Here is a 21,158-nt window from a genome sequence, read left to right as displayed (position 1 = left end):
AATTGGGTCCGCGGTGTTTGTATTTATTTCTGTTTTTCCAGCTGATGGTATTTACCGTCTTTATCCCACTGGTAAACCACATAGTCGGAGATTTTCAGGTCGCCCTTGCCGTCCCATTCCTTCTTGCCCATCACCGTCTGGACAGGGTTGGCTTTCAACCACTTGGCCGCATCTTCGCCCTTGTTGGACTTGGCGCCGTTGAAGCCGGCAGCCAGGGCCTGGATCGAAGCGTAGGCGTACAGGGTGTAGCCTTCAGGCTCAGTGCCGTTTTTGCGGAACTCTTCCACCACGGCCTTGCTGTCTGGCAGCAGGCGTGGGTCGGCGCCGAAGGTCATGTAGACGCCGTCGACGTATTGCGCGCCGCCAGCCGTGGCCACCAGTTCGTCGGTCACGACGCCATCGTCGGACATGAACTTGACGTCTTTCAAGCCGGCTTCACGGATCTGGCGAACCAGGGGACCGGCTTCCGGGTGCAGGCCGCCGAAGTACACGACGTCGGCGCCCAGGGAGCGGATTTTGGTGACGAGCGCACTGAAGTCTTTTTCACCGCGGGTCAGGCCTTCTTCCAGCACCGGCTTGACGCCGCGCTTGGTCAACTGGGCAGCGGTGGCGTCGGCCAGGCCTTTGCCGTAGGTGTCCTTGTCGTTGATGACTGCGACTTTCTTGCCCTTGAGCACATCGACGATGTAGTCGCCGGCCACGATGCCTTGCTGGTCGTCACGCCCGCACATGCGGAACATGGCGCCCAGGCCGCGCTCGGTGACCTGTGGGTTGGTGGAGCCTGGGGTGATTGCGATGATGCCCGCTTCGTCATAAACCTCGGACGCCGGGATGGTGTTGGACGAGCAGAAGTGCCCGACGACGCCAATCACCTTGTCCTGGTCCGCCAAGCGGTTGGCCACGGCCACGGCCTGCTTGGGTTCGCAGGCATCGTCGCCGGCAACCAGCTTGATCTGCTCGCCGTTGATGCCGCCTTCCTTGTTGATTTTATCGGCTGCCGCCTGGGCACCCTTCATGTACTGCTCACCGAAAGCCGCGTTGGCACCCGTCATCGGGCCCGCCACGCCAATTTTCACATCAGCTTGAACAAACGTAGAAACACCCAGCGCCGCTGCAACGGCAAGGGCCAGGAAACCTTTCTTGTAAAACGTCTGGGACATGAGTGGTGCTCCGATATTTTTGATTTTTGGCACTACAACTTGCGTTCAAACTTTTCACTGAAAGCCCTGAGCAAAGCGCGTGCCAGTAGGTTTTTATTCTTCAAAAAGACACGGTGTCATTGTTATTACGGGTGTTTCGGCGCCGTTCGTCAGGACGTGCAACCCTCCAACCTCGATAGGTGCAACCTGCGCGCCGAAAAAGTACAACCCTGGCAGGTCACACCTGCAACCAAGCCTATAAACGACAGTTCCTACAGCTGTAACAAACGGCGTAACGGAACTGCACATTTACAGTGCGTGACTGCTACGACTTGCACCAATACAGATTAGTAGCCTGCTAAGAAAATGCCGGCTTCTGAGCGGTATTTCACTGATCAGATCACGATCCGCAGACATTGCCCGGCGTGATACAGCGAGAATCCCGCCTCATACAGACAGCTGCGCAGGCCCACCCCGGCCAACGGCTGCATCGGTGCGAACGGAATCGGCAACGCCTGGGGATTCTGGTGACACAGATAGTCGGCAAACGCCTTGCCGACCACGCTGCCAGTGGTCACGCCGCGACCGTTGTAGCCCGTCACGGCCACCAGGCCCGGCGCCGGTTCGAACAGGCGCATCAGGTGGTCGGGGGTGAAGGCAATGCAGCCGGTCCAGGTGAACTCCCACTGCACCGATTTGAGGTACGGGAAGTAGTGCTGCTGCACCCGATCGGCCCACGCCTTGAGGAACCACGCCGGTTTCTGGTTGCCATTGCCCAGGCTGCCGAGCAACAGGCGGCCATCGGCATCACGGCGGATACTGCTCAGGACCTGGCGCGTGTCCCACGAACCCTGGCCGCCGGGAAGGATCTGCGCGGCGGCGGCGTCCGTCAGCGGGGCTGACGCGACCTGGTAGTAGTAGCCGGGGAAAAAGTTGCGCCGCAGTTCGGTCCATTCGCCTTCCGTGTAGGCGTTGGAGGCGATCACCACTTGAGCGGCCTGCACCGAACCCTGTGCGGTTTGCACCGACCAGTGCGCACCTTGGCGTTCCAGTTGGGTGACCGGGGAATGGTCGAACAGCTGCCCGCCGAGGCCGACGGCGGCATTCGCCAAACCACTGGTATAGGCCATCGGGTTCAAGGTGCCGGCGCGGCGATCGAGCAAGGCGGCGGCGATTTTCTGCGTACCGGTGGCCTGCTCACAGGCCTGGCCGGTGAGCAATTCCACCGGCGCGCCACGGCGCTTCCATTGTTCTTCCCGGCTACGCAAATCCGCCTCGCCCCGGGCGTTGTGCGCCATGTGCAGGGTGCCTTCGCGGCGCAATTGGCAATCGATGTGGTATTTGTCGATCAGGCTGAACACCAGCGAAGGTGCCGCGCCCAGCATGCGATTGAGCTGGCTGCCGACCTCGGTGCCGAAACCGGCTTCGATGTCATCCGGCGGGATCCACAGGCCAGCGTTGACCAGCCCGACGTTGCGCCCCGAACCGCCGTGACCGGTGCGATGGGCCTCCAGCACGGCGACGCTCTTGCCTTGTTCCAGCAAGTGAATGGCCGCCGACAAACCGGTGATGCCGGCGCCGATCACGCACACATCCACCTTGACCTCACCCTTGAGCGCGGCACGATCCGGCCGGCTGGGGGTGAGGTGTTCCCATAAACATGTTTCGCGTAATGCCATTGCCAGACTCCGATGAGACCCAACAAACCACTTCCAATTTGTTAATGCGATCAAATGTGGGAGCGGGCTTGCTCGCGAATGCGGTGGATCAGTTGTAAATCTGTTGACTGACACACTGCATTCGCGAGCAAGCCCGCTCCCACATTTTTTAGTCGAAAGTGATGCCCTGGGCCAGCGGCAATTCCAGCGAATAGTTCACGGTATTGGTCTGGCGACGCATATACCCACGCCACGCATCCGAACCCGACTCACGCCCGCCGCCCGTCTCTTTCTCGCCACCAAACGCGCCACCAATCTCCGCCCCGCTCGGGCCGATATTGACGTTGGCGATACCACAGTCACTGCCCACCGCCGACATGAACTGCTCGGCCTCACGCACATCAGTAGTAAAAATGCACGACGACAAGCCTTGCGGCACGGCGTTGTTCAGGCGCAGGGCTTCAGCGAAGTCGGTGTAGCCGACCACGTAGAGGATCGGTGCGAAGGTCTCGGTGCAGACCACGTCGCTCTGTTCGGGCATTTCCACGATGGCCGGTGACACGTAATAGGCATTCGGGAACGTATCTTCCAGCTGGCGCTTGCCGCCGAACACCCGGCCGCCTTCGCTCAAGGCTTGCTCCAGGGCGTCCTGCATGTTGTCGAAGCCATGTTTGTCGATCAGCGGGCCGATCAGGTTGCCTTCCAGCGGATGGCCGATGCGCACCTTGGAATAGGCGGCCTTGAGGCGAGTGACGATTTCTTCCTTCACCGACTCGTGGGCGATCAGCCGGCGCAAGGTGGTGCAGCGCTGGCCGGCGGTGCCGACGGCGCTGAACAGGATAGCGCGCACGGCCATGTCCAGATCGGCGCTGGGGCCGAGGATCATCGCGTTGTTGCCGCCCAGTTCCAGGATGCTGCGGGCAAAACGCGCGGCGACTTTCGGCGCCACTTCGCGGCCCATGCGCGTGCTGCCGGTGGCGCTGATCAGGGCGACACGCGGGTCATCCACCAGCGCAGCGCCGGCGTCGCGGCCGCCGATGATCACTTGGCTCAAGTACGGCGGAGCATCGTTGAAGTTCTTCACCACGCGCTCGAACAGCGCCTGGCAGGCCAGGGCGGTGAGCGGGGTCTTTTCCGACGGTTTCCAGATCACCGCGTTGCCGCATACCAGGGCCAGGGCGGTGTTCCAGGCCCATACGGCGACCGGGAAGTTGAAGGCGCTGATCACGCCGACCACGCCCAGCGGGTGCCAGGTTTCACGCATATGGTGGCCAGGGCGCTCGGAGGCGATGGTCAAGCCGTAGAGCTGGCGGGACAGGCCGACAGCGAAGTCGCAGATGTCGATCATTTCCTGCACTTCGCCCAGGCCTTCCTGGGTGATCTTGCCGGCTTCCCACGACACCAACTCGCCGAGGTCGGCCTTGTATTCGCGCAGCACATCGCCAAATTGGCGCACCAGTTCGCCACGACGCGGCGCTGGCACTTTGCGCCAGGCCTCGAACGCATGCTCGGCGCGACTGACCTGCTGCTCCACCTCGGCGGCACCTTCCCAGTGCACGCTGCCGATACGGCTGCCATCAATCGGCGAATGCACAGGCTGTTTACCCGACTGGTACAGCGCCGGGTTTACCCCCAGACGATCAAGCAATGCGGCAACCATGGGTCACTCCTTCAATCTGCAAACTTAAAAATTCGCGCCGCAGCCCGCACGGCGATCCAGAGCTTATTTGTAGCTGGCCCAAGACTTGCCAACAAACGACGATTAGGCGAGATATCATTCCGTTTATTCATGCAAAGCATAAAAAGAGGCACACCGTGCTGAACAAAAGACATTTGCCCTCGATCACCGCACTGCAATGTTTCGAAGCCGCTACCCGTCATCTGAGCTTCACCCGCGCCGCCGAGGAGCTGAACCTCACCCAGAGCGCGGTGAGCAAGCAAGTGGCGCAGCTGGAAGAGCTGCTGCAACACCTGTTGTTTCGCCGTGTACGCCGACGTTTGCAGATGACCCCAGCCGGGGATTTGTACCTGGTGGAAGTGCGAAAAATCCTCACACAGGTGGAGATGTCCACCCACTACCTGCGTTCCTACGGCGGCGAGACCGAAGTGCTGCGCGTCTCCACGCCCTACACCTTCGGCGCCCGCTGGCTGGTACCGCGCCTCAAGGGCTGGCGCTTGCGCCACCCGCACATCCACCTGGACCTGTGCAACGAGCAGGAACCCGATGAATTGCTACAAGGCAAGGCCGACATGGCCTTCTACTTCGGCCAGGGCGCACGCCCCGGCACCGAGAGCTTGAAGCTGTTCAGCGAAGAGCTTGTACCGGTGTGTGCACCGGAGAGCCTGCCCGCACAGCCCTTCACGGACCCCACGCAACTGAGCGAACTGGTGCTGCTGCAAAATGCCTCGCGCCCGCAAGGCTGGCACGACTGGTTCGCCAGCCAGGGTTTGCAGACCGAGCACAGCTACCACGGGCCGCGTTTCGACACCTTCTATATGTGCATCCGTGCGGCGCAAGTGGGCTGTGGCGTGGCGTTGTTGCCAAGGTTTCTGGTGGAAGAGGAACTGGCGGACGGCAAGCTGGTGATTCCTTGGCAACATGCGATGCCGAGCCAGGATGCGTATTACCTGGCGTACCCGGAGCATTCGGCGGAGGTGCCGAAGGTCAGGGAGTTTGTGAAGTGGATGATGGAGCAGGTTATTTAGTGCCTGGAGTATCGCCTTCGCGAGCAAGCCCGCTCCCACATTTGACCGCATTCTCATGTTGGAAAGCGGTTGAATGTGGGAGCGGGCTTGCTCGCGAAGACGGCAGTGGCCACAACAACAATCCCAAAATAAAAAATCACTGGCAAAACCCCACAGGTCTATGCGCCACTAGCCCCCTTCCTTAATTGTGCGTAAAGGCCGGCGCCCATCGCCGACCCGTCTGGAGATTCCCGTTATGAGCGAGAGTGTGTTTGCCGATCGCATCGTGCAGAACCTGCTCGACACCGACTTCTACAAGCTGACCATGATGCAGGCGGTGCTGCACAACTACCCGAACGTGGAAGTTGAATGGGAGTTTCGTTGCCGTAACAGTGAAGACCTGCGCCCGTACCTGGCGGAAATCCGCTACCAGATCGAACGCCTCGCCGAGTTGAGCCTGAGCCCGGACCAATTGGGCTTCCTGGAACGCATCAGCTTTATGAAGCCGGATTTTTTGCGCTTCCTCGGGCTATTCCGCTTCAACCTGCGGTATGTGCAGACCGGTATCGAAAACGGCGAGCTGTTCATCCGCCTGCGCGGGCCGTGGCTGCATGTGATCCTGTTTGAAGTGCCGATGCTGGCCATCGTCAGCGAAGTGCGTAACCGCTACCGCTACCAGACCGTGATCCTGGAACAGGCCCGTGAGCAGCTGTACCGCAAGTTCGATTGGCTGACGGCGAATGCCAGCAGCGAGGAATTGTCGGAGCTGCAAGTGGCGGACTTCGGCACGCGTCGACGCTTCTCATACCGCGTGCAGGAAGAAGTGGTCAGCGTCCTCAAGCATGACTTCCCCGGCCGCTTCGTCGGCACCAGCAACGTGCACCTGGCCCGCGAGTTGGACATGAAACCCTTGGGCACCATGGCCCACGAATGGATCATGGCCCACCAGCAACTCGGCCCGCGCCTGATCGACAGCCAGATCGCCGCCCTTGATTGCTGGGTCCGCGAATACCGTGGCCTGCTGGGCATCGCCCTGACCGATTGCATCACCACCGATGCGTTCCTCGGCGATTTCGACCTGTACTTCGCCAAGCTGTTCGACGGCCTGCGCCACGACTCCGGCGACCCGGTGCAATGGGCCGAAAAAGCCATTGCCCACTACCACAAGCTCGGCATCGAGCCCATGAGCAAGACCCTGGTGTTCTCCGACAGCCTGTCGCTGCCCAAGGCCCTGGAAATCTTCCGTGCGCTGCGCGGGCGAATCAACGTGAGCTTTGGCATCGGCACCAACCTGACCTGCGATATTCCAGGTGTTGAACCCATGAGCATCGTGCTTAAAATGACCGCCTGCAATGGCCAGCCCGTGGCGAAGATCTCCGATGAAGCGGGCAAGACCCACTGCACCGATCCGAATTTCGTCGCCTATTTGCGTCATGTGTTCAAAGTACCTGCCATCTCTAGCAAGGAGTGAATCATGCAAGCCGTACAGCGTGAGATAGCTGAAAAACTCAAGGTCCAAGCGCCGTTCGCCGACCAGGCCGCCCTTGAGGCCGAGGTTGCCCGCCGCGTGGCGTTTATCCAGGATTGCCTGCGCAATTCCGGGCTCAAGACGTTGGTGCTGGGCATCAGCGGCGGTGTCGACTCCCTGACCGCTGGCCTGTTGGCCCAGCGCGCGGTAAAAGAGCTGCGGGAAAACAGCGGTGATGCGGCCTACCGCTTTATCGCGGTGCGCCTGCCCTACGAAACCCAGTTCGACGAAATCGATGCCACGGCCTCGGTAGACTTTATCGAGCCCGACGAGCGCCACACCGTCAACATCGGCCCGGCAGTAAAAGCCCTGGCCCATGAAGTGGCGGCGTTTGAAGGCAAGGCCGCGGTGTCCCGTGATTTCGTGCTGGGCAACACCAAGGCGCGCATGCGCATGGTGGCGCAGTACACCATCGCCGGCGCGGCCAGCGGTTTGGTGATCGGTACAGACCATGCAGCGGAAGCGGTGATGGGCTTTTTCACCAAGTTCGGTGATGGCGCGTGCGACCTGGCGCCGTTGAGCGGGCTGGTGAAAAACCAGGTGCGGGCGATTGCACGGCACTTCGGCGCGCCGGAATCGTTGGTGGAGAAAGTGCCGACGGCGGACCTGGAAGACTTGTCGCCGGGCAAACCGGACGAAGCGTCACATGGCGTGACCTATGCCGAGATCGATGCGTTCCTGCACGGTGAAGCGGTGCGTGAGGAAGCGTTCCGGATTATCTGCGAGACGTATCGCAAGACCGAGCACAAACGGGTCATGCCGTTTGCGCCGTGAGGTGTGTCAGATAGATGAGTGTTAACGGTTAGACCGCTTTCGCAGGCAAGCCAGCTCCCACAGTTGACCGAGTTACAACATGGGAATGCGGTCAACTGTGGGAGCTGGCTTGCCTGCGAAGAACGATGACTCGGTTCAACTGACCACCCACAAAAAAAGCGCCTGAACAGGCGCTTTTTTTCGACCAGGATCGGCTTACTTCAAGGTCACAGTGCCTTTCATCATCGACACATGGCCCGGGAACGAGCAGAAGAACATGTAGTCGGTGCCGGCAGCCAGTTTCGCCACATCGAAGGTCACCGAATCTTTCTCGCCAGCACCGATGATCTTGGTGTGGGCGATGATGCGTGCGTCGCCTTCTTTCAGGTAGTTCTTGTCGATACCGGCAGCCATGCCGTCGGTGGCAACCGGCTGCATGTCAGCGGCGCTGGTCAGTACCCAGTTGTGGCCCATGACGTTTTTCGGCAGGTTGCCGGAGTGCGTCAGCTCGACGGTGAAGGTCTTGCAGCTCTTGTCGATTTCAATGGCTTTGGTGTTGAAGGACATTTGGTCAGTGGAGTCGACAGTGACCTTGCACTCTGCAGCAAGCAACTGGCCGCTAGCCAGAGTCAGCAGGGAAACAGCAACGAGTTTGGCGAACATGTGAATCTCCAAGGCAGGGTTTAGAAAACGCGGATTGCGGCAAGGGTGCCTCAAGCAGGCAAAAATTCTTATGATCTGAATCAACAGATTGTATACAACTTTAGGCTATCAGACTTATCAACACAATCTAACAGCCAAAGTCGTACGACCTTTCTATGATCGGCCTACCCCCCACCGGAGTCCGAGCCATGCACCTCAACCAACTGATCAACGGCCTGCTGGCCGCGTACGCCTGCGGTAAGTGAGGGCCAAGCGCGCTGCTAAGCTGCTACCATAGCCACCCAAGGCAGCTGCGCGCCGCCCACCCTCACCTTCGACCCTAGAGGATCGCCCATGGCCAAACCTAATTACTCCTTCGCCAAACGTCAGAGAGACTTGGCCAAGGAGCAGAAGAAAGAGGAAAAACTGCAACGCAAGAAAGCCGCTGCGGATGAAGAAGCGGGTGCACTGAACCCGGAAGCAGAAGGCGACGTGGCAGCTGACGAGACTGAAACACCGAAAGATCCGGCTGAATAATTGATCGTTCCCACGCAGAGCGTGGGAACGCTCCCTACTCTAAAGGCATCACCGTCACCCGCACTTCCGGGTCATGGCTGCCTCCCCCCAGAATCACCCCCCGCAACGGCGACACATCGGAGAAATCCCGGCCCCAGGCCAGGGTGATGTGCTCCAGTGCCGGCTGCACATTGTTGGTCGGATCAAAATCCACCCAGCCCGACACCGGGCAATACACCGAAACCCACGCATGGGACGCATCGGCGCCGATCAGCCGTGGCTGGCCGGGCGGTGGCTGGGTCAGCAGGTAGCCGCTGATGTAACGCGCCGCCAAGCCCCGCGAGCGCAGGCAGGCGAGCATCAGGTGGGCGAAGTCCTGGCACACGCCACGGCGGCGCTCCAGCACTTCCACCAGCGGCGTGGCGACCTGGGTGGCTTCGGCATCGAAGGTGAACTCGCTGAAAATCTTCTGCATCAGCGCCTGTACGCCGAGCAATAACGGGCGCGCCGGCGGGAAGCAGCTTTCGGAGAACTCGACGAAATTTTTCTTCAGGTGCACGTAGGGCGATTCGAAGCGATAACGGATCGCCTCGATCAGCTCCACGGACAGCGGCCGGTTGCTGTAGGTCAGGCTGTCACGGGTCTGGTCCCAGGCCGGCGACTGCTGGAAATCCGGCACCGGCCGCGCCAGCACTTCCACGGTCAGCCCGGCGTTCACCAACAGCTCATCATGGGGCCGTTCAAACGCCAGCCGCGTGATCGGGTTGCCAAACACATCCAGCTCATCGCGCCGCGACGTCGGCTCGGGGCTGATATCCAACTGCTGCGCGCTGCAACGCTGCCAGGCGCACGGCCGTGGCCACAGGTGCGCCAACTGCTGGGCCAGGGACACCGGGCTGTCGTAGTGGTAATGGGTATCGTGGAAAATCTGGTAGCGCGCACTCATCACAACGACACCGTTTGCTGACTGACATCATCTACGTGGGCAAAATGGCGTAACGCCAGGCGATCCGACACTTGCCCGCTCTCATCGGCCACCGCTTGCAGCAGGTCGGCCAGGCCGTCCAAGGCGGCGCGCACACTGGAGTCGCCAAACAACGAATTCTCCAGGCAACCGAGGTCGAAATGCGCGAGGCGCTCCACCAGCGGGCCAAGGCCGGTTTCCCGGGGCACGCCAAAATCATCATTCAAGCGGCGCAGGGTGCGGCTCACCAGTTTCAACTGGAACAGCACCGCGTGAGGGTTCTGCTCGTCCAGTAGCAGCAAATCGAGCACCGGGATCAGCTGCGGCACCGCCAGGTAGCGCGAACGATAGGTGATGCTGCTGTTGCCCAGTTCAAGCAACCACTCCAGCCCGGCCTGATCGAACACCGCCACGCCACGCAGGAATGCGGCGAGGCTGCTGCTGAGAAATTGCAGCCGCTCGATGCGCCGGCCCATCATCAAAAAGCGCCAGCCTTCGTCGCGGGTCATGTCGTCCAGGGCAAACCCGGACAGCGCCGCGAGCGACATCACCAGACGGTTGAGAAAGTCCAGCAACTCGCCAAAGTCCGGTGCTTCGCTTTCCAGCTCCACGGCTTCGCGTTGCAGCTCAACCAGCGCCTGCCAGTTCTCCCGGGACAACTTGCCACGCACCTGGGACGCCGCCCACTGCAAGCGTTGCAGGTTGGCGCGCAGGCTCGACGGCCAGTCGTCACCGAGCATGGCCCCCAGCAGGCGCTCGGGCAGCTCGCCCTCCTCCGGCAACAAGCGCAGGCTTTCACCCAGCTCGACCGCCGCTTGCAAAGCCTGGGGATCGTCGCCGTCCACATAACGCGCCAGCACGATGCGCAGCCAGCGCGCGCTGTCATCACAGCGCTCGCAGTAGCGGCCAAACCAGAACAGGTTTTCCACCACGCGGGACGGCAGATACGGGTCGCGGCGCACCAGGTCATGGGCGCCGATGGTGCGTTGCGCGCGCCACTGTTCGCCGCCGGGCGCGCGTTCGCCGAGCACCCAGGTGTCCTTGCTCGCGCCACCGCGTTGCATCGATACCACTTCGGCATCGGCTTCGGCCGCCACACGGGTCAGGCCGCCGGGCAGCACGCGGTAGCCGTCATCGCTGGCCACAGCGTAGACGCGCATGCCGATGGCGCGGTGTTGCAGGTGGTCATCCACGGTGTGCCACACCGGCGCCTGGGACAGTTGCGCCAGTTCCTGGGCGACATAGGCGTAAGGCCGCGCGCGCATGCGTTCGGCGAGGGCCTGGCGTTGCTGGTCGTCGAGGTCACGACCGAACACCGGCGTAAAACTCTGCGACGGAAACGCCGGCTTGATCAGCAGCTCGGGCAATTTCTCCAGCGCTTCGGCGAGCACTGGCGCTTCACCGCACCACCAGGTGGCGATGGACGGCAGGATCAGTTCCTCGCCGAACAGGAACTCGTTGATCTTCGGCAAGAAGCCGAGCAGCCCCGGTGACTCCAGCACGCCGCTGCCCAAGGCATTGGCCACCAGCACGTTGCCTTGGCGCACGGCATCGAGCAGGCCGGGTACGCCGAGGGCCGAGTCGGTGCGCAGTTCCAGCGGGTCGCAGAAATCATCGTCGAGGCGCCGCATGATCGCGTGCACCCGGCGCAGGCCACTGAGGGTCTTGAGGAATACCGTGCTGTCGCGCACGGTGAGGTCGCCGCCTTCCACCAGCGGGTAGCCGAGCTGGCGCGCGAGGTAGAGGTGTTCGAAATAGCTTTCGTTGAAACGCCCCGGCGTGAGCAGCACGATCAGCGGCGGCTGGTCATCACCCGGTGCCTGGCGCGCGAGGGTTTCCTGCAAGGTGCGGAAGAAGCCGGTGAGGTGCTGCACCTGCAAGTCGCGGTAAAGATCCGGGAAGGCGCGGGACACGATGGTGCGGTTTTCCAGCGCATAACCGGCGCCGGACGGTGCCTGGGTACGGTCAGCCGTGACCCACCAGCGACCGTCCGGCGTGCGCGCCAGGTCCACGGCGTACAGGTGCAAAAAAGCACCGTCCGGCGGCTGGATGCCTTGGCATGGCCACAGGAAGTTGTTGTGCCCAAACACCAGCTCGGCCGGCAGCAGACCTTCCCTGATCAAGCGTTGCGGGCCGTACAAGTCGGCCAGCACCGCATTGAGCAGGCGCGCGCGCTGGGCGATCCCGGCCGACAGGTGCTGCCACTCTTCGGCGGCCAGCACGTGGGGCAGCAGGTCCAACTCCCACGGGCGATCGGCGCCCTTGGGGTCGGCGTAGACGTTGTAGGTCACGCCGTTTTCCTGGATCTGCCGGGTCAGCAGCGCCTGGCGCTGGGCCAGTTGCGCGGGGGTGCTGCGTTGCAGGTGGTCGAGCAGGCGCTGCCAATGGGCACGCACCGCGCCACTGCCGTCTAGCAGTTCGTGATAAGTGCCCGCAGTCAGCGGGTAGCGGTCGAGCAAGTTGGACATGGAACGCTCGGCAGAGGCAAGGGGGCGGTGTCAAAGTCACCACAGTCTAATGTGGGAGCGGGCTTGTGTGGGAGCGGGCTTGCTCGCGAATGCGGCGGGTCAGTCAATACATGTATCGGCTGATACACCGCTTTCGCGAGCAAGCCCGCTCCCACATTTTTAACCGCATTCAGTCATTTTTATTGGGGAAACGTCGTAGATCCAGAGTCATTGGCAGTTCGTCGTTGATGACGACCGTTGGCACCGGAAGCTTTCCAGGGCTATGCCCCAACCGGAAAAACCGCGCCATCCGCCGGCTCTCCGCCTCATTGGCATTCACCGGCAAGCTGTCGTAATTGCGCCCGCCCGGATGCGCCACGTGGTACTGGCAACCGCCCAGCGAACGCTGCATCCAGGTATCCAGCAAATCAAACACCAATGGCGCGTGCACCGGGATGGTCGGTTGCAGGCAGTTGGCCGGTTGCCAGGCGCGGTAACGCACGCCAGCGACAAATTCGCCGACGCGGCCGGTGGCTTGCAGTGGCAGCGGGATGCCGTTGCAGGTCAGCAGGTAGCGTTGCGGCGGCAGGCCGGTCAACTTGACTTGCAGGCGCTCCAGGGACGAATCCACATAGCGCACCGTGCCGCCCACCGCGCCTTCCTCGCCCAGGACGTGCCAGGGTTCGAGGGCCTGGCGCAGCTCCAGTTCGATGCCGCTGACGGCGTAGTCGCCGACCTTGGGAAAGCGAAACTCCAGGTGCGCGGCAAACCATTCGGCGCGCAGCGGGTAGCCGGCGGCATTGAGTTCGACGATCACATCGGCAAAGTCCTGCTCGATAAAGTGCGGCAACAGGAAGCGGTCGTGCAGTTCGGTGCCCCAGCGCGCCAACTTCGGCGGCGCATAGGGTTCACGCCAAAAACGGGCGACCAGGGCGCGCAACAGCAGCTGTTGGGTCAGACTCATGCGCGCATGGGGCGGCATTTCAAACGCGCGCAGTTCCAGCAGGCCCAGGCGACCGGTGGCGCCGTCCGGCGAGTAGAGCTTGTCGATGCAGAATTCGGCGCGGTGGGTGTTGCCGGTCACGTCGATCAACAGGTTGCGCAGCAGGCGGTCCACCAACCACGGCGGGCATTCTTCGCCCGGCTCGGGCATTTGCGCGAAGGCGATTTCCAGCTCGTACAAGGCGTCGTTACGCGCTTCATCCACGCGCGGGGCCTGGGATGTCGGGCCGATAAACAGCCCGGAAAACAGGTAGGACAAGGACGGATGGTTATGCCAATAGCTGATCAGGCTGCGCAGCAGATCAGGCCGGCGCAGGAACGGTGAGTCCTTGGGCGTCGCGCCGCCGAGGACAAAATGGTTGCCGCCGCCGGTGCCGGTGTGGCGCCCGTCGATCATGAATTTCTCCGTGGTCAGGCGGGTTTGCCGCGCCTCTTCGTAGAGAAATTCGGTGCGTTCCACTAACTCGTCCCAACTGGCGGACGGCTGCACGTTGACCTCGATCACACCCGGGTCCGGCGTCACGCGGAAGTTGCTCAGCCGGGTATCGGCCGGCGGCTCGTAGCCCTCCAGCAGCACCGGGCAATGCAACTCTTCGGCGGTGGCCTCGATGGCAGCGACCAGTTCCAGGTAATCCTCGACACGCTCCAGCGGCGGCATGAACAGGTAGAGGCGGCCTTCCCGCGCTTCGGCGCACAACGCGGTGCGGGTCAGCCAGTCGGCGGATTCGTCCACGCGGGGCGTACGCTCATCGCTCGGCGCAGGTTCGCCGTGGCTATTCAACTGAGCGGTGGTGGGCAGCGCCGGCTGATCCTGGTTAGGGTCCGTCGGATGCACAAACGGATACTCCGCCGCCGTCACCCAGGGCTGCGACGCCAATGGCAGGCGATAGCCCAACGGCGAATCCCCCGGCACCAGGCGACAGTGGCTATCGCGCAGGTACCAGCGCCCGCTCTGCCAGCGGTCGTTGGCCGCCGTGCGCGCCAGCGGCAGCACTTGGCCGATGACTTTATCCAGCCCTTGGCTGAACACCTTGCGCAGGCGTTCACGCTCCAGGTCGTCACTCAGCCGCGGGTCCTGGGCCGTGACGTTTTGCGGCAGCGCGCCTTCGCGCCACAGGTAGTAGAAGTTGTCTTCAAAGGCCGGGAAGACAAAGCGTGTCGGCAGTTTCAGGCGTTCGGCGACGCTGGCGAGGAAACGCCCGGCCATGGCGCCGTTCGCGCCGTAGTCTTCTTGCTCATCGGCAATCAGCGCGCTGTTGTGCCAGATCGGCACGCCGTCGCGGCGCCAGTAGCAGTTCAGCGACCAACGCGGCAGTTGCTCGCCGGGGTACCACTTGCCCTGGCCAAAGTGCACCAGGCCCTTGGGCGCGTAGTGCTTGCGCATGCGCTGGAACAACTCGGCAGACAGGCGGCGCTTGTCCGGGCCCAGGGCGGCGGTGTTCCATTCGGCGCCGTCGGGGTCGTCGATGGAGACGAAGGTCGGCTCGCCGCCCATGGTCAGGCGTACATCGTCCTTGAGCAGGTCGCCATCGATCTGCCGGCCCAGGGCCTGGATCGCCAGCCATTGCTCTTCGGTGTAGGGCTTGGTGACGCGCGGCGCTTCCCAAATCCGCTCAACGGACATTTCGTGGGTGAATTCGCACTCACACGGTTCCACCAAGCCACTGATCGGCGCCGCAGACGATGGATCGGGACTACAGGCCAACGGGATATGGCCTTCACCGGCAAACAAGCCGGAGGTGGCATCCAGGCCGATCCAGCCGGCGCCGGGCAAATACACTTCGCACCAGGCGTGCAGGTCGGTGAAGTCCACTTCAGTACCGGACGGACCGTCGAGGGCCTTGACGTCGGCGGTGAGCTGGATCAGATAGCCGGACACAAACCGCGCCGCCAACCCCAGGTTGCGTAGGATCTGCACCAGCAACCATGCCGAATCGCGGCACGAGCCGGAGGCGTTTTCCAGGGTGAACTCCGGCGTTTGCACGCCCGGCTCCATGCGGATCAGGTAGCCGATATCAGCGGCCAGGCGCTGGTTGAGGCCCACCAGGAAGTCCACCGCCGGCAATGGCGTGCGGTCGATACCGGCCAGGTAGGCGGCGAATTTCGGCGTCAGCGGCAAGGTTTCCAGGTACGGCGCCAGCTCACGCTGCTCATCGGCGGCGTAGCTGAAAGGGATTTTTTCGGCGTAGGGTTCGAGGAAAAAGTCGAACGGATTGAACACCGCCATCTCGGCGACCAGATCGACTTCGATACGCAGCTCGTCAGTCTTTTCCGGGAACACCAGGCGCGCCAGGTAATTGCCCTGGGGGTCTTGCTGCCAATTGATGAAATGCTGCTCGGGCAGCACTTTCAGCGCGTAGGACAAAATCCGCGTACGGCTGTGGGCCGCCGGGCGCAAACGCACGATCTGCGGGCCGAGTTCGACAGCGCGGTCGTAGCGGTAATGCGTAACGTGGTGCAACGCGACATGAATCGACACGGCGGCCTCCTGCGAGCCAGGGCATGGGGTTGACGCGCGCAAGACTTATGCCAGCGCGGCAGTCATTGCGCTTTGTCATAGGACCCGATGCAGTACAGCACCAAAACGGCGCCAACGTTGGTGCCTTGGTGCAACAGTTGCACATATTTGTGGCGGGCGTGGGGGATTACCTTGGTTTCTTTATTCTGATGATTGCGCGTTCGTGTTTACGCCGCTTCTCGATGGCCACCCCGATCTGGCGGCGCATATGGCGAAGTTCTACGTACTTGGCACGCATTTCCTGGTGGCGTTTGCTGCTTAGTAGCAGTAGGCCAAGTACCGAGGAAAAAATGCAATCTACATAAAAGACTGGGATCGGCAAAAAAATAAAACCTGGCGCAGCAACCAATAGGCAAGTGATGAAAAGGCTATACATGCCCCAGGCGCCCCTTGGAAATCCATAGGCAATCATGACATTGCAGAGTGTGATGAAGAGGGCTAGCACCACGCCGACACGTTCAGCAGCAGCGTTCGATAGCGACGGCAAAAAATAGTTCTCCACCATCACCACGACGACAGCACTGCTGTAGATGCCCGAAAAAATCACGCCAATGAATACGGGGAAATACCGAATTAGAAAAGGGCCTCGCGGTATGAGTGATTTCCTTTCGATAAGTCTCATTCTGAGGTTTCCTCATGCAGCCCAACCGCAATGATTCCAGAACGTATGCTGCCAGCAACACTCGATGCGCCGCCAAGGGCATCAAGCATCTGCATGAAAGTCCCTCGCTTGATATGTGCCGAGGTATAGCGCTTTGGCATCTCGCCTGCTATTTGCTTCAACTTGATCATTCTCCGGCTCATTTGCGGATGGTTGATGCTCAGTAGCTCCTTGGTGAGCTTTACCCGCTCCTGACGATTCAGCCCTTTGAGTACCTGCTGCGTGTTTTTCCCCGTTGCCTTTTTAAGCATGCTGACGAATCGAATCGTCGACATCGCGGAATTACCAGCCCCCAATAACGAAGCCGCATCCAAGCCGGCCGTTACGGCCTGATACCACGGATCGCTATCCAAAGCGTCGTTGAGTGCTGGGTCATCCCTTTCATTTTCAGTACGACGAATGCCCATCCAACATTGAATACTGCTGGCCGACGCTCCCACAACGCTGATCGCCGCCGCTACGCCAGTAGCCCCAAAAGTAAACGGACTCAGCACAGAACCACCCGCGATCAATAACCAACTAATCAGCGCCGACGTACACGCAAAACCTGCATTCACCGCCTCAAACGCCACCTGCGACTCACGCGACTCATTCGCCAACCGCCGTGCAAACTCCACCCGCCCGACATAACTGGGCGCCTCCCGCAAAATCACCTTCTTCGGTACAACGCTGCAAATCGGCTGAAACTCGCGCAACACAATCGCCCGCAACTGCCCATCGAGGTACACCACGCCCGCACCGACAATCGCCGGATCAGCATCGATGGCGGCAAACAATTTACGCAGATCAATACTGCTTTCCACCCACTGCCGCGTCGTCAGGTGCGCACTGGGGAACCCGTCTTTCAACACACTGGAAGCCATCCCTTTACTCCGGTTTTTCACAAGAGCGCAGAGGGTAAAGACTGGGCATCGCTTAAAAATGTCAGAAGCTTCGCTTTATCCCGACAGGCACTTCTTGATCACGGTGTAGCGTCTTGTAGGCCATGTCCCGAATAGGAAAAAGTACGCCCCGCGCCACTACCGGCGGACACCAGAACAGGGAGCGACAATGGGGGTGAATCACCTCGATTTCTTTATTCGGATTATTGCGCGCTCGTGTTTGCGCCGTTTCTCGATGGCCACCGTGACGTTGCGGCGCATATGGCGCAGCTCTACGGCCTTGGCGCGCATTTCTCGATGGCGTTTGCTGTGGAGCAGGAGAAGGCCAAAGACCGGCCAAAACAAACTACTGGCGTAAACAAATGGATGTGGCGAAAACTGAAAAGCGGGCAAAGCAATCAGTAAACAGACAACGAACAGAGCGTACATGCCCCAGGCCCACTTCGGTCGCCCATAGGCAATCATGAAATTGCAATGCGTGATAAAACAGGCCAGCACCACAGCAGCAGCTTCAGCCGCCGAATTCGATAAGGAGGGTAAGTAATAGTTTTCAACCAGCACGACAGCGGCAGCACCACCGAAGAGACCCGAAAAAATCACGCCGATAAACACGGGAAAATTACGAACCAGAAAAGGGCGAAGTGACACGAGAAATCTCATTCTGATGCTTCCTCGTAGAGTCCTACCGCAATAGTCCGCATGTTTCCGGACCGCACACTGCCAGTGATGCTTGATATAGCGCCAAGGGCATCAACCACCTGCACGATGGTCCCACGCTTTATTTCGGCCACGGTGTAGCGCTTGGGTAGCTCTCCAGCCGCTTGTCTAAGCCTGATCATTTTCCGGCTGATTTCTGGATGGTTGATACTCAGCAACTCCCTGGTGAGCTTTGAGCGCTCCTGTCGGTTCAGCCCTTTGAGTACCTGATGCGTGTTTCTCCCCGTTGTCTTTTTGAGCATGCTGACAAATCGAACCGTCGACATCGCCGCGTTACCAGCACCTAATAACGATGCGGCATCCAATCCGGCCGTTACGGCCTGATACCACTGCTCACTATCCAGAGCGTCATTCCGAGCAGGGTCAGTCATTTCGTTGTAAGTCCGACGAGCACCGATCACGCATTGAACTGAACTGGCTATCGCTGACGAATAACCAATTGCAGCAACCACACCCGTCGCCCCAAAGGTGAAAGGACTCAGCGCTGCGCCCCCTAGTATCACGAACCAACTAATCACCGCCGAAGCACACGCAAACCCCGCATTCACAGCCTCAAACGTCACATCCGCCTCTCGCGGCTCATTCGCCAACCGCCGCGCAAACTCCACCCGCCCGACATAACTGGGCGCCTCCCGCAAAATCACCTTCTTCGGTACAACGCTGCAAATCGGCTGAAACTCGCGCAACACAATCGCCCGCAACTGCCCATCGAGGTACACCACGCCCGCACCGACAATCGCCGGATCAGCATCGATGGCGGCAAACAATTTACGCAGATCAATACTGCTTTCCACCCACTGCCGCGTCGTCAGGTGCGCACTGGGGAACCCGTCTTTCAACACACTGGAAGCCATCCCTTTACTCCGGTTTTTCACAAGAGCGCAGAGGGTAAAGACTGGGCATCGCTTAAAAATGTCAGAAGCTTCGCTTTATCCCGACAGGCACTTCTTGATCACGGTGTAGCGTCTTGTAGGCCATGTCCCGAATAGGAAAAAGTACGCCCCGCGCCACTACCGGCGGACACCAGTACAGAGAACGACAATGGCAACTGATATGTTTTTGAAGTTGGGCGACATCAAGGGCGAATCCAGGGATCAGGCCCATCGCGATGAAATCGAGATCAGCCGCTGGGGCTGGGGCATGTCGCAGACAGGCTCGATGCATAGCGGCAGCGGCGGTGGTGCGGGCAAGGTCAATATCGATAACCTTTCTATCTCAAAGGTAATGGATAAGTCCTCACCCAATCTGATGATGGCCTGCTCCAGCGGCAAGCATTACCCGGAAGCGCGGCTGGTGGTGCGCAAGGCCGGGGGCAGCAGTGCCGTGGAATATCTGGTGATCACCCTGAAGGAGGTGATGGTGACGTCCTACCAATCCGACGCGGTGAAAAACAGCGACGAACTGACAGAAGTCATCGGCTTGAATTTCGCCACCGTCGAAGTCAGCTACCAACCGCAGAAGGCGGACGGCGGCAAGGACGGCGGCGCCGTGAAATACGGCTGGAACATTCGTCAGAACGTGAAAATCTGACCACGCGAGCCAAGGCTACAACCCGGCCTTGGCTGCCTCTCGCAGTCGGCGCACGCCCACCAGTTTGCCGACCATCACCCGATAGCCCTTGCTGTTAATCAGCAACAACCCCAGCAGTGGCCAAAACAGACATTCGCTGTAGATAAACCAGTGCGGCTCGTACGCCAGCGTCGGCAGGGTGACCAGCAGGCACACCACGAAAAACCCAACCATGCCCCACACCGCCCACGCGTGCCCGCGCACCACCAGGAAGTTGCTGTTGGTCACGAACAGCGCGGCGAAGAGCACGACGAACCAGGACACGGTGGCATTGGTGGCGACGGGCACGTCGGCAAAATACGTACTGGCCGCCAGGGAAATCGCAGCGGAGCCGCCCAGGCAGCCGGCGAGAATCACGCCGATGAACGCAGGAAAATGCGCCAGCAAAAACGGCTTCAGGGACGGCACGCCAGTCATTATTCGCCCTCCTCGTACAGGCCGATCGCGAAGGTCTTGGCCTGTTTGTAGTTGTCCGAGCGCTTCAGCCCCCACACACTCGCGCCCGCCCCTATCGCATCACCCAATTGCACATAGGTGGCGTGTTTGAGTTGCGTCGGGGTGAAGCGCTTGGGTAGCTCGCCGCTCATTTGCAGCAGTTTGCGCATCTTGGTCGACATTTGCGGGTCGGCCACTTTGAGCAGCTCTTTGGTGAGTTTTTCGCGCTCATGCCCGTTCAGGCCCTTGAGCACCTGGCGCAGGCTTTTGCCGGTGGCGGCACGGGTGACATTGACCAGCTTGACGGTGGTCAGTGCCGAAGCACCTACGCCCACCAGCGCGGCGCCATCGAGCACCTTGGTCGCGGTTTGGTACCACTCCTCGCTGTCCAGGTAGTCGTTCATCGCCGGGTTGCTGATTTCGTTGCGCGTGCGAAAGCCGCCCACCAGGCAGGACACGGTACTGGCAGACGCCGCGGTATAGCCGATAGCCGTCACCACGGTACTGGCGCCAGCGGTGAACGGAATAGCGATGGTGCCACTCAACACCACCAGCCAGCCGATCACTGCGCCGGTGCAGGCCAGGGTGGTGTTGAAGGCCTCGCTCATCAGCCGCGATTCGCGCGGGTTGTTCAGCACCTGGTCGGCGAACTGGGCCGGGGCGATGTACTTCTGTGCCTCGCGGATAATGATGCGCTTGGGCAGGATGCTGCAGATGGGCTTGAATTCGCGCAGGGTGACGATGTTGAAGTCGGCGTCAATGTAGACCACGCCGGCGCCGACAATGGCAGGGTCGGCGTCGATGGCGGCGAACAGGCGGGGCACGTTGATTTCGCTTTCGATGCGCTGGCGGGCCATGAACTGGGAGCGGTTGGAGTCCATGCCGATGTTGGCCAGGGGGTTGCCCATGGGGGTGTTCTTCCTTGAAATTGATGTTGGCTGAACTGACGCCATCGCGGGCAAGCCCGCTCCCACAGGTTGAGCGTGTGAACCCGATCAATTGTGGGAGCTGGCTTGCCTGCGATGGCGATCGAATGGGCGCCA

The 21,158-nt window shown here is 60.8% G+C and carries 18 protein-coding genes; 5 read left to right on the top strand and 13 right to left on the bottom strand.

Annotated features, from left to right (window positions below; translation table 11 throughout):
- Positions 1-23: 23 nt before the first annotated feature.
- The 3 genes from DBR46_RS07125 to DBR46_RS07115 form a co-directional block, all read right to left on the bottom strand.
- Complete coding sequence (locus DBR46_RS07125; protein ID WP_124525576.1) at positions 24-1,160, bottom strand: branched-chain amino acid ABC transporter substrate-binding protein; 1,137 nt, start codon at positions 1,158-1,160, stop codon at positions 24-26.
- A 374-nt stretch (positions 1,161-1,534) separates the two neighbouring features.
- Positions 1,535-2,818: an FAD-binding oxidoreductase gene (locus tag DBR46_RS07120; protein ID WP_124525575.1), complete on the bottom strand. Its 1,284-nt coding sequence runs from the start codon at positions 2,816-2,818 to the stop codon at positions 1,535-1,537.
- 148 nt (positions 2,819-2,966) lie between these two features.
- Positions 2,967-4,457 carry an aldehyde dehydrogenase family protein gene (locus tag DBR46_RS07115; RefSeq protein WP_124525574.1) on the bottom strand — a complete coding sequence of 497 codons (1,491 nt, stop codon included), beginning with the start codon at positions 4,455-4,457 and terminating at the stop codon, positions 2,967-2,969.
- A gap of 155 nt (positions 4,458-4,612) precedes the next feature.
- Here DBR46_RS07115 and DBR46_RS07110 point away from each other — a divergent pair, with 155 nt between their 5' ends.
- The 3 genes from DBR46_RS07110 (at position 4,613) to nadE (ending at position 7,784) form a co-directional block, all read left to right on the top strand.
- The gene (locus tag DBR46_RS07110; RefSeq protein ID WP_124525573.1) at positions 4,613-5,503 is read left to right on the top strand and encodes a LysR family transcriptional regulator; all 891 of its coding nucleotides are present in this window, start codon (positions 4,613-4,615) and stop codon (positions 5,501-5,503) included.
- A gap of 235 nt (positions 5,504-5,738) precedes the next feature.
- Positions 5,739-6,953, top strand: coding sequence for a nicotinate phosphoribosyltransferase (gene pncB / locus DBR46_RS07105; protein ID WP_017734987.1), 1,215 nt, complete (start codon positions 5,739-5,741; stop codon positions 6,951-6,953).
- A gap of 3 nt (positions 6,954-6,956) precedes the next feature.
- On the top strand, positions 6,957-7,784 hold the full coding sequence (gene nadE, locus DBR46_RS07100) for an ammonia-dependent NAD(+) synthetase (protein WP_124525572.1): 828 nt from the start codon (positions 6,957-6,959) through the stop codon (positions 7,782-7,784).
- Positions 7,785-7,979: 195 nt separating this feature from the next.
- Here the strand turns inward: nadE and azu are convergent, their stop codons facing one another.
- Positions 7,980-8,426, bottom strand: a complete 447-nt coding sequence (gene azu / locus DBR46_RS07095) for an azurin (RefSeq protein ID WP_124525571.1) — start codon at positions 8,424-8,426, stop codon at positions 7,980-7,982.
- A 333-nt stretch (positions 8,427-8,759) separates the two neighbouring features.
- Here azu and DBR46_RS07090 point away from each other — a divergent pair, with 333 nt between their 5' ends.
- The gene (locus DBR46_RS07090; protein WP_017734984.1) at positions 8,760-8,942 is read left to right on the top strand and encodes a hypothetical protein; all 183 of its coding nucleotides are present in this window, start codon (positions 8,760-8,762) and stop codon (positions 8,940-8,942) included.
- Between the two features lie 34 nt (positions 8,943-8,976).
- Here DBR46_RS07090 and DBR46_RS07085 read toward each other — a convergent pair whose 3' ends face one another.
- The 7 genes from DBR46_RS07085 to DBR46_RS07055 form a co-directional block, all read right to left on the bottom strand.
- Entirely contained in the window at positions 8,977-9,867 is an 891-nt protein-coding gene (locus tag DBR46_RS07085) for a transglutaminase family protein (RefSeq protein ID WP_124525570.1), read from the bottom strand.
- Positions 9,867-12,353, bottom strand: coding sequence for a circularly permuted type 2 ATP-grasp protein (locus DBR46_RS07080; RefSeq protein WP_124525569.1), 2,487 nt, complete (start codon positions 12,351-12,353; stop codon positions 9,867-9,869). The genes DBR46_RS07085 and DBR46_RS07080 overlap by 1 nt, the downstream gene beginning before the upstream one ends.
- 169 nt (positions 12,354-12,522) lie before the next feature.
- Positions 12,523-15,813: a DUF2126 domain-containing protein gene (locus DBR46_RS07075; RefSeq protein WP_124525568.1), complete on the bottom strand. Its 3,291-nt coding sequence runs from the start codon at positions 15,811-15,813 to the stop codon at positions 12,523-12,525.
- 166 nt (positions 15,814-15,979) lie between these two features.
- Entirely contained in the window at positions 15,980-16,474 is a 495-nt protein-coding gene (locus tag DBR46_RS07070) for a hypothetical protein (protein ID WP_124525567.1), read from the bottom strand.
- Positions 16,471-17,376, bottom strand: a complete 906-nt coding sequence (locus DBR46_RS07065) for an NAD synthetase (protein ID WP_124525566.1) — start codon at positions 17,374-17,376, stop codon at positions 16,471-16,473. Before DBR46_RS07065 ends, DBR46_RS07070 begins: the two co-directional genes overlap by 4 nt.
- Before the next feature lie 198 nt (positions 17,377-17,574).
- On the bottom strand, positions 17,575-18,054 hold the full coding sequence (locus tag DBR46_RS07060) for a hypothetical protein (protein WP_124525565.1): 480 nt from the start codon (positions 18,052-18,054) through the stop codon (positions 17,575-17,577).
- Positions 18,051-18,965, bottom strand: coding sequence for an NAD synthetase (locus DBR46_RS07055; RefSeq protein WP_124525564.1), 915 nt, complete (start codon positions 18,963-18,965; stop codon positions 18,051-18,053). The genes DBR46_RS07060 and DBR46_RS07055 overlap by 4 nt, the downstream gene beginning before the upstream one ends.
- A 187-nt stretch (positions 18,966-19,152) precedes the next feature.
- On the opposite strand from DBR46_RS07055, the gene DBR46_RS07050 reads away from it, so the two are divergent.
- A complete protein-coding gene (locus tag DBR46_RS07050; RefSeq protein WP_124525563.1) occupies positions 19,153-19,641 on the top strand; it encodes a type VI secretion system tube protein Hcp in 489 nt (162 codons plus the stop codon).
- 15 nt (positions 19,642-19,656) lie between these two features.
- Here DBR46_RS07050 and DBR46_RS07045 read toward each other — a convergent pair whose 3' ends face one another.
- Both DBR46_RS07045 and DBR46_RS07040 read right to left on the bottom strand, forming a co-directional pair.
- Positions 19,657-20,097 carry a hypothetical protein gene (locus DBR46_RS07045; RefSeq protein ID WP_124525562.1) on the bottom strand — a complete coding sequence of 147 codons (441 nt, stop codon included), beginning with the start codon at positions 20,095-20,097 and terminating at the stop codon, positions 19,657-19,659.
- Positions 20,097-21,023: a hypothetical protein gene (locus DBR46_RS07040; protein ID WP_017734976.1), complete on the bottom strand. Its 927-nt coding sequence runs from the start codon at positions 21,021-21,023 to the stop codon at positions 20,097-20,099. The genes DBR46_RS07045 and DBR46_RS07040 overlap by 1 nt, the downstream gene beginning before the upstream one ends.
- Positions 21,024-21,158 lie beyond the last annotated feature (135 nt).

This window comes from Pseudomonas sp. KBW05 (genome assembly GCF_003852405.1).
Taxonomy (GTDB): domain Bacteria; phylum Pseudomonadota; class Gammaproteobacteria; order Pseudomonadales; family Pseudomonadaceae; genus Aquipseudomonas.
This window is presented reverse-complemented; position numbering and strand designations above follow the sequence as displayed.

What these genes read in the sequence shown, in the direction of transcription:
- DBR46_RS07125 (WP_124525576.1), bottom strand. Translation starts at nt 1,160, where the DNA reads ATGTCCCAGACGTTTTACAAGAAAGGTTTCCTGGCCCTTGCCGTTGCA.
- DBR46_RS07120 (WP_124525575.1), bottom strand. Translation starts at nt 2,818, where the DNA reads ATGGCATTACGCGAAACATGTTTATGGGAACACCTCACCCCCAGCCGG.
- DBR46_RS07115 (WP_124525574.1), bottom strand. Translation starts at nt 4,457, where the DNA reads ATGGTTGCCGCATTGCTTGATCGTCTGGGGGTAAACCCGGCGCTGTAC.
- pncB (WP_017734987.1), top strand. Translation starts at nt 5,739, where the DNA reads ATGAGCGAGAGTGTGTTTGCCGATCGCATCGTGCAGAACCTGCTCGAC.
- nadE (WP_124525572.1), top strand. Translation starts at nt 6,957, where the DNA reads ATGCAAGCCGTACAGCGTGAGATAGCTGAAAAACTCAAGGTCCAAGCG.
- azu (WP_124525571.1), bottom strand. Translation starts at nt 8,426, where the DNA reads ATGTTCGCCAAACTCGTTGCTGTTTCCCTGCTGACTCTGGCTAGCGGC.
- DBR46_RS07090 (WP_017734984.1), top strand. Translation starts at nt 8,760, where the DNA reads ATGGCCAAACCTAATTACTCCTTCGCCAAACGTCAGAGAGACTTGGCC.
- DBR46_RS07085 (WP_124525570.1), bottom strand. Translation starts at nt 9,867, where the DNA reads ATGAGTGCGCGCTACCAGATTTTCCACGATACCCATTACCACTACGAC.
- DBR46_RS07080 (WP_124525569.1), bottom strand. Translation starts at nt 12,353, where the DNA reads ATGTCCAACTTGCTCGACCGCTACCCGCTGACTGCGGGCACTTATCAC.
- DBR46_RS07070 (WP_124525567.1), bottom strand. Translation starts at nt 16,474, where the DNA reads ATGAGACTTATCGAAAGGAAATCACTCATACCGCGAGGCCCTTTTCTA.
- DBR46_RS07065 (WP_124525566.1), bottom strand. Translation starts at nt 17,376, where the DNA reads ATGGCTTCCAGTGTGTTGAAAGACGGGTTCCCCAGTGCGCACCTGACG.
- DBR46_RS07060 (WP_124525565.1), bottom strand. Translation starts at nt 18,054, where the DNA reads ATGAGATTTCTCGTGTCACTTCGCCCTTTTCTGGTTCGTAATTTTCCC.
- DBR46_RS07055 (WP_124525564.1), bottom strand. Translation starts at nt 18,965, where the DNA reads ATGGCTTCCAGTGTGTTGAAAGACGGGTTCCCCAGTGCGCACCTGACG.
- DBR46_RS07050 (WP_124525563.1), top strand. Translation starts at nt 19,153, where the DNA reads ATGGCAACTGATATGTTTTTGAAGTTGGGCGACATCAAGGGCGAATCC.
- DBR46_RS07045 (WP_124525562.1), bottom strand. Translation starts at nt 20,097, where the DNA reads ATGACTGGCGTGCCGTCCCTGAAGCCGTTTTTGCTGGCGCATTTTCCT.
- DBR46_RS07040 (WP_017734976.1), bottom strand. Translation starts at nt 21,023, where the DNA reads ATGGGCAACCCCCTGGCCAACATCGGCATGGACTCCAACCGCTCCCAG.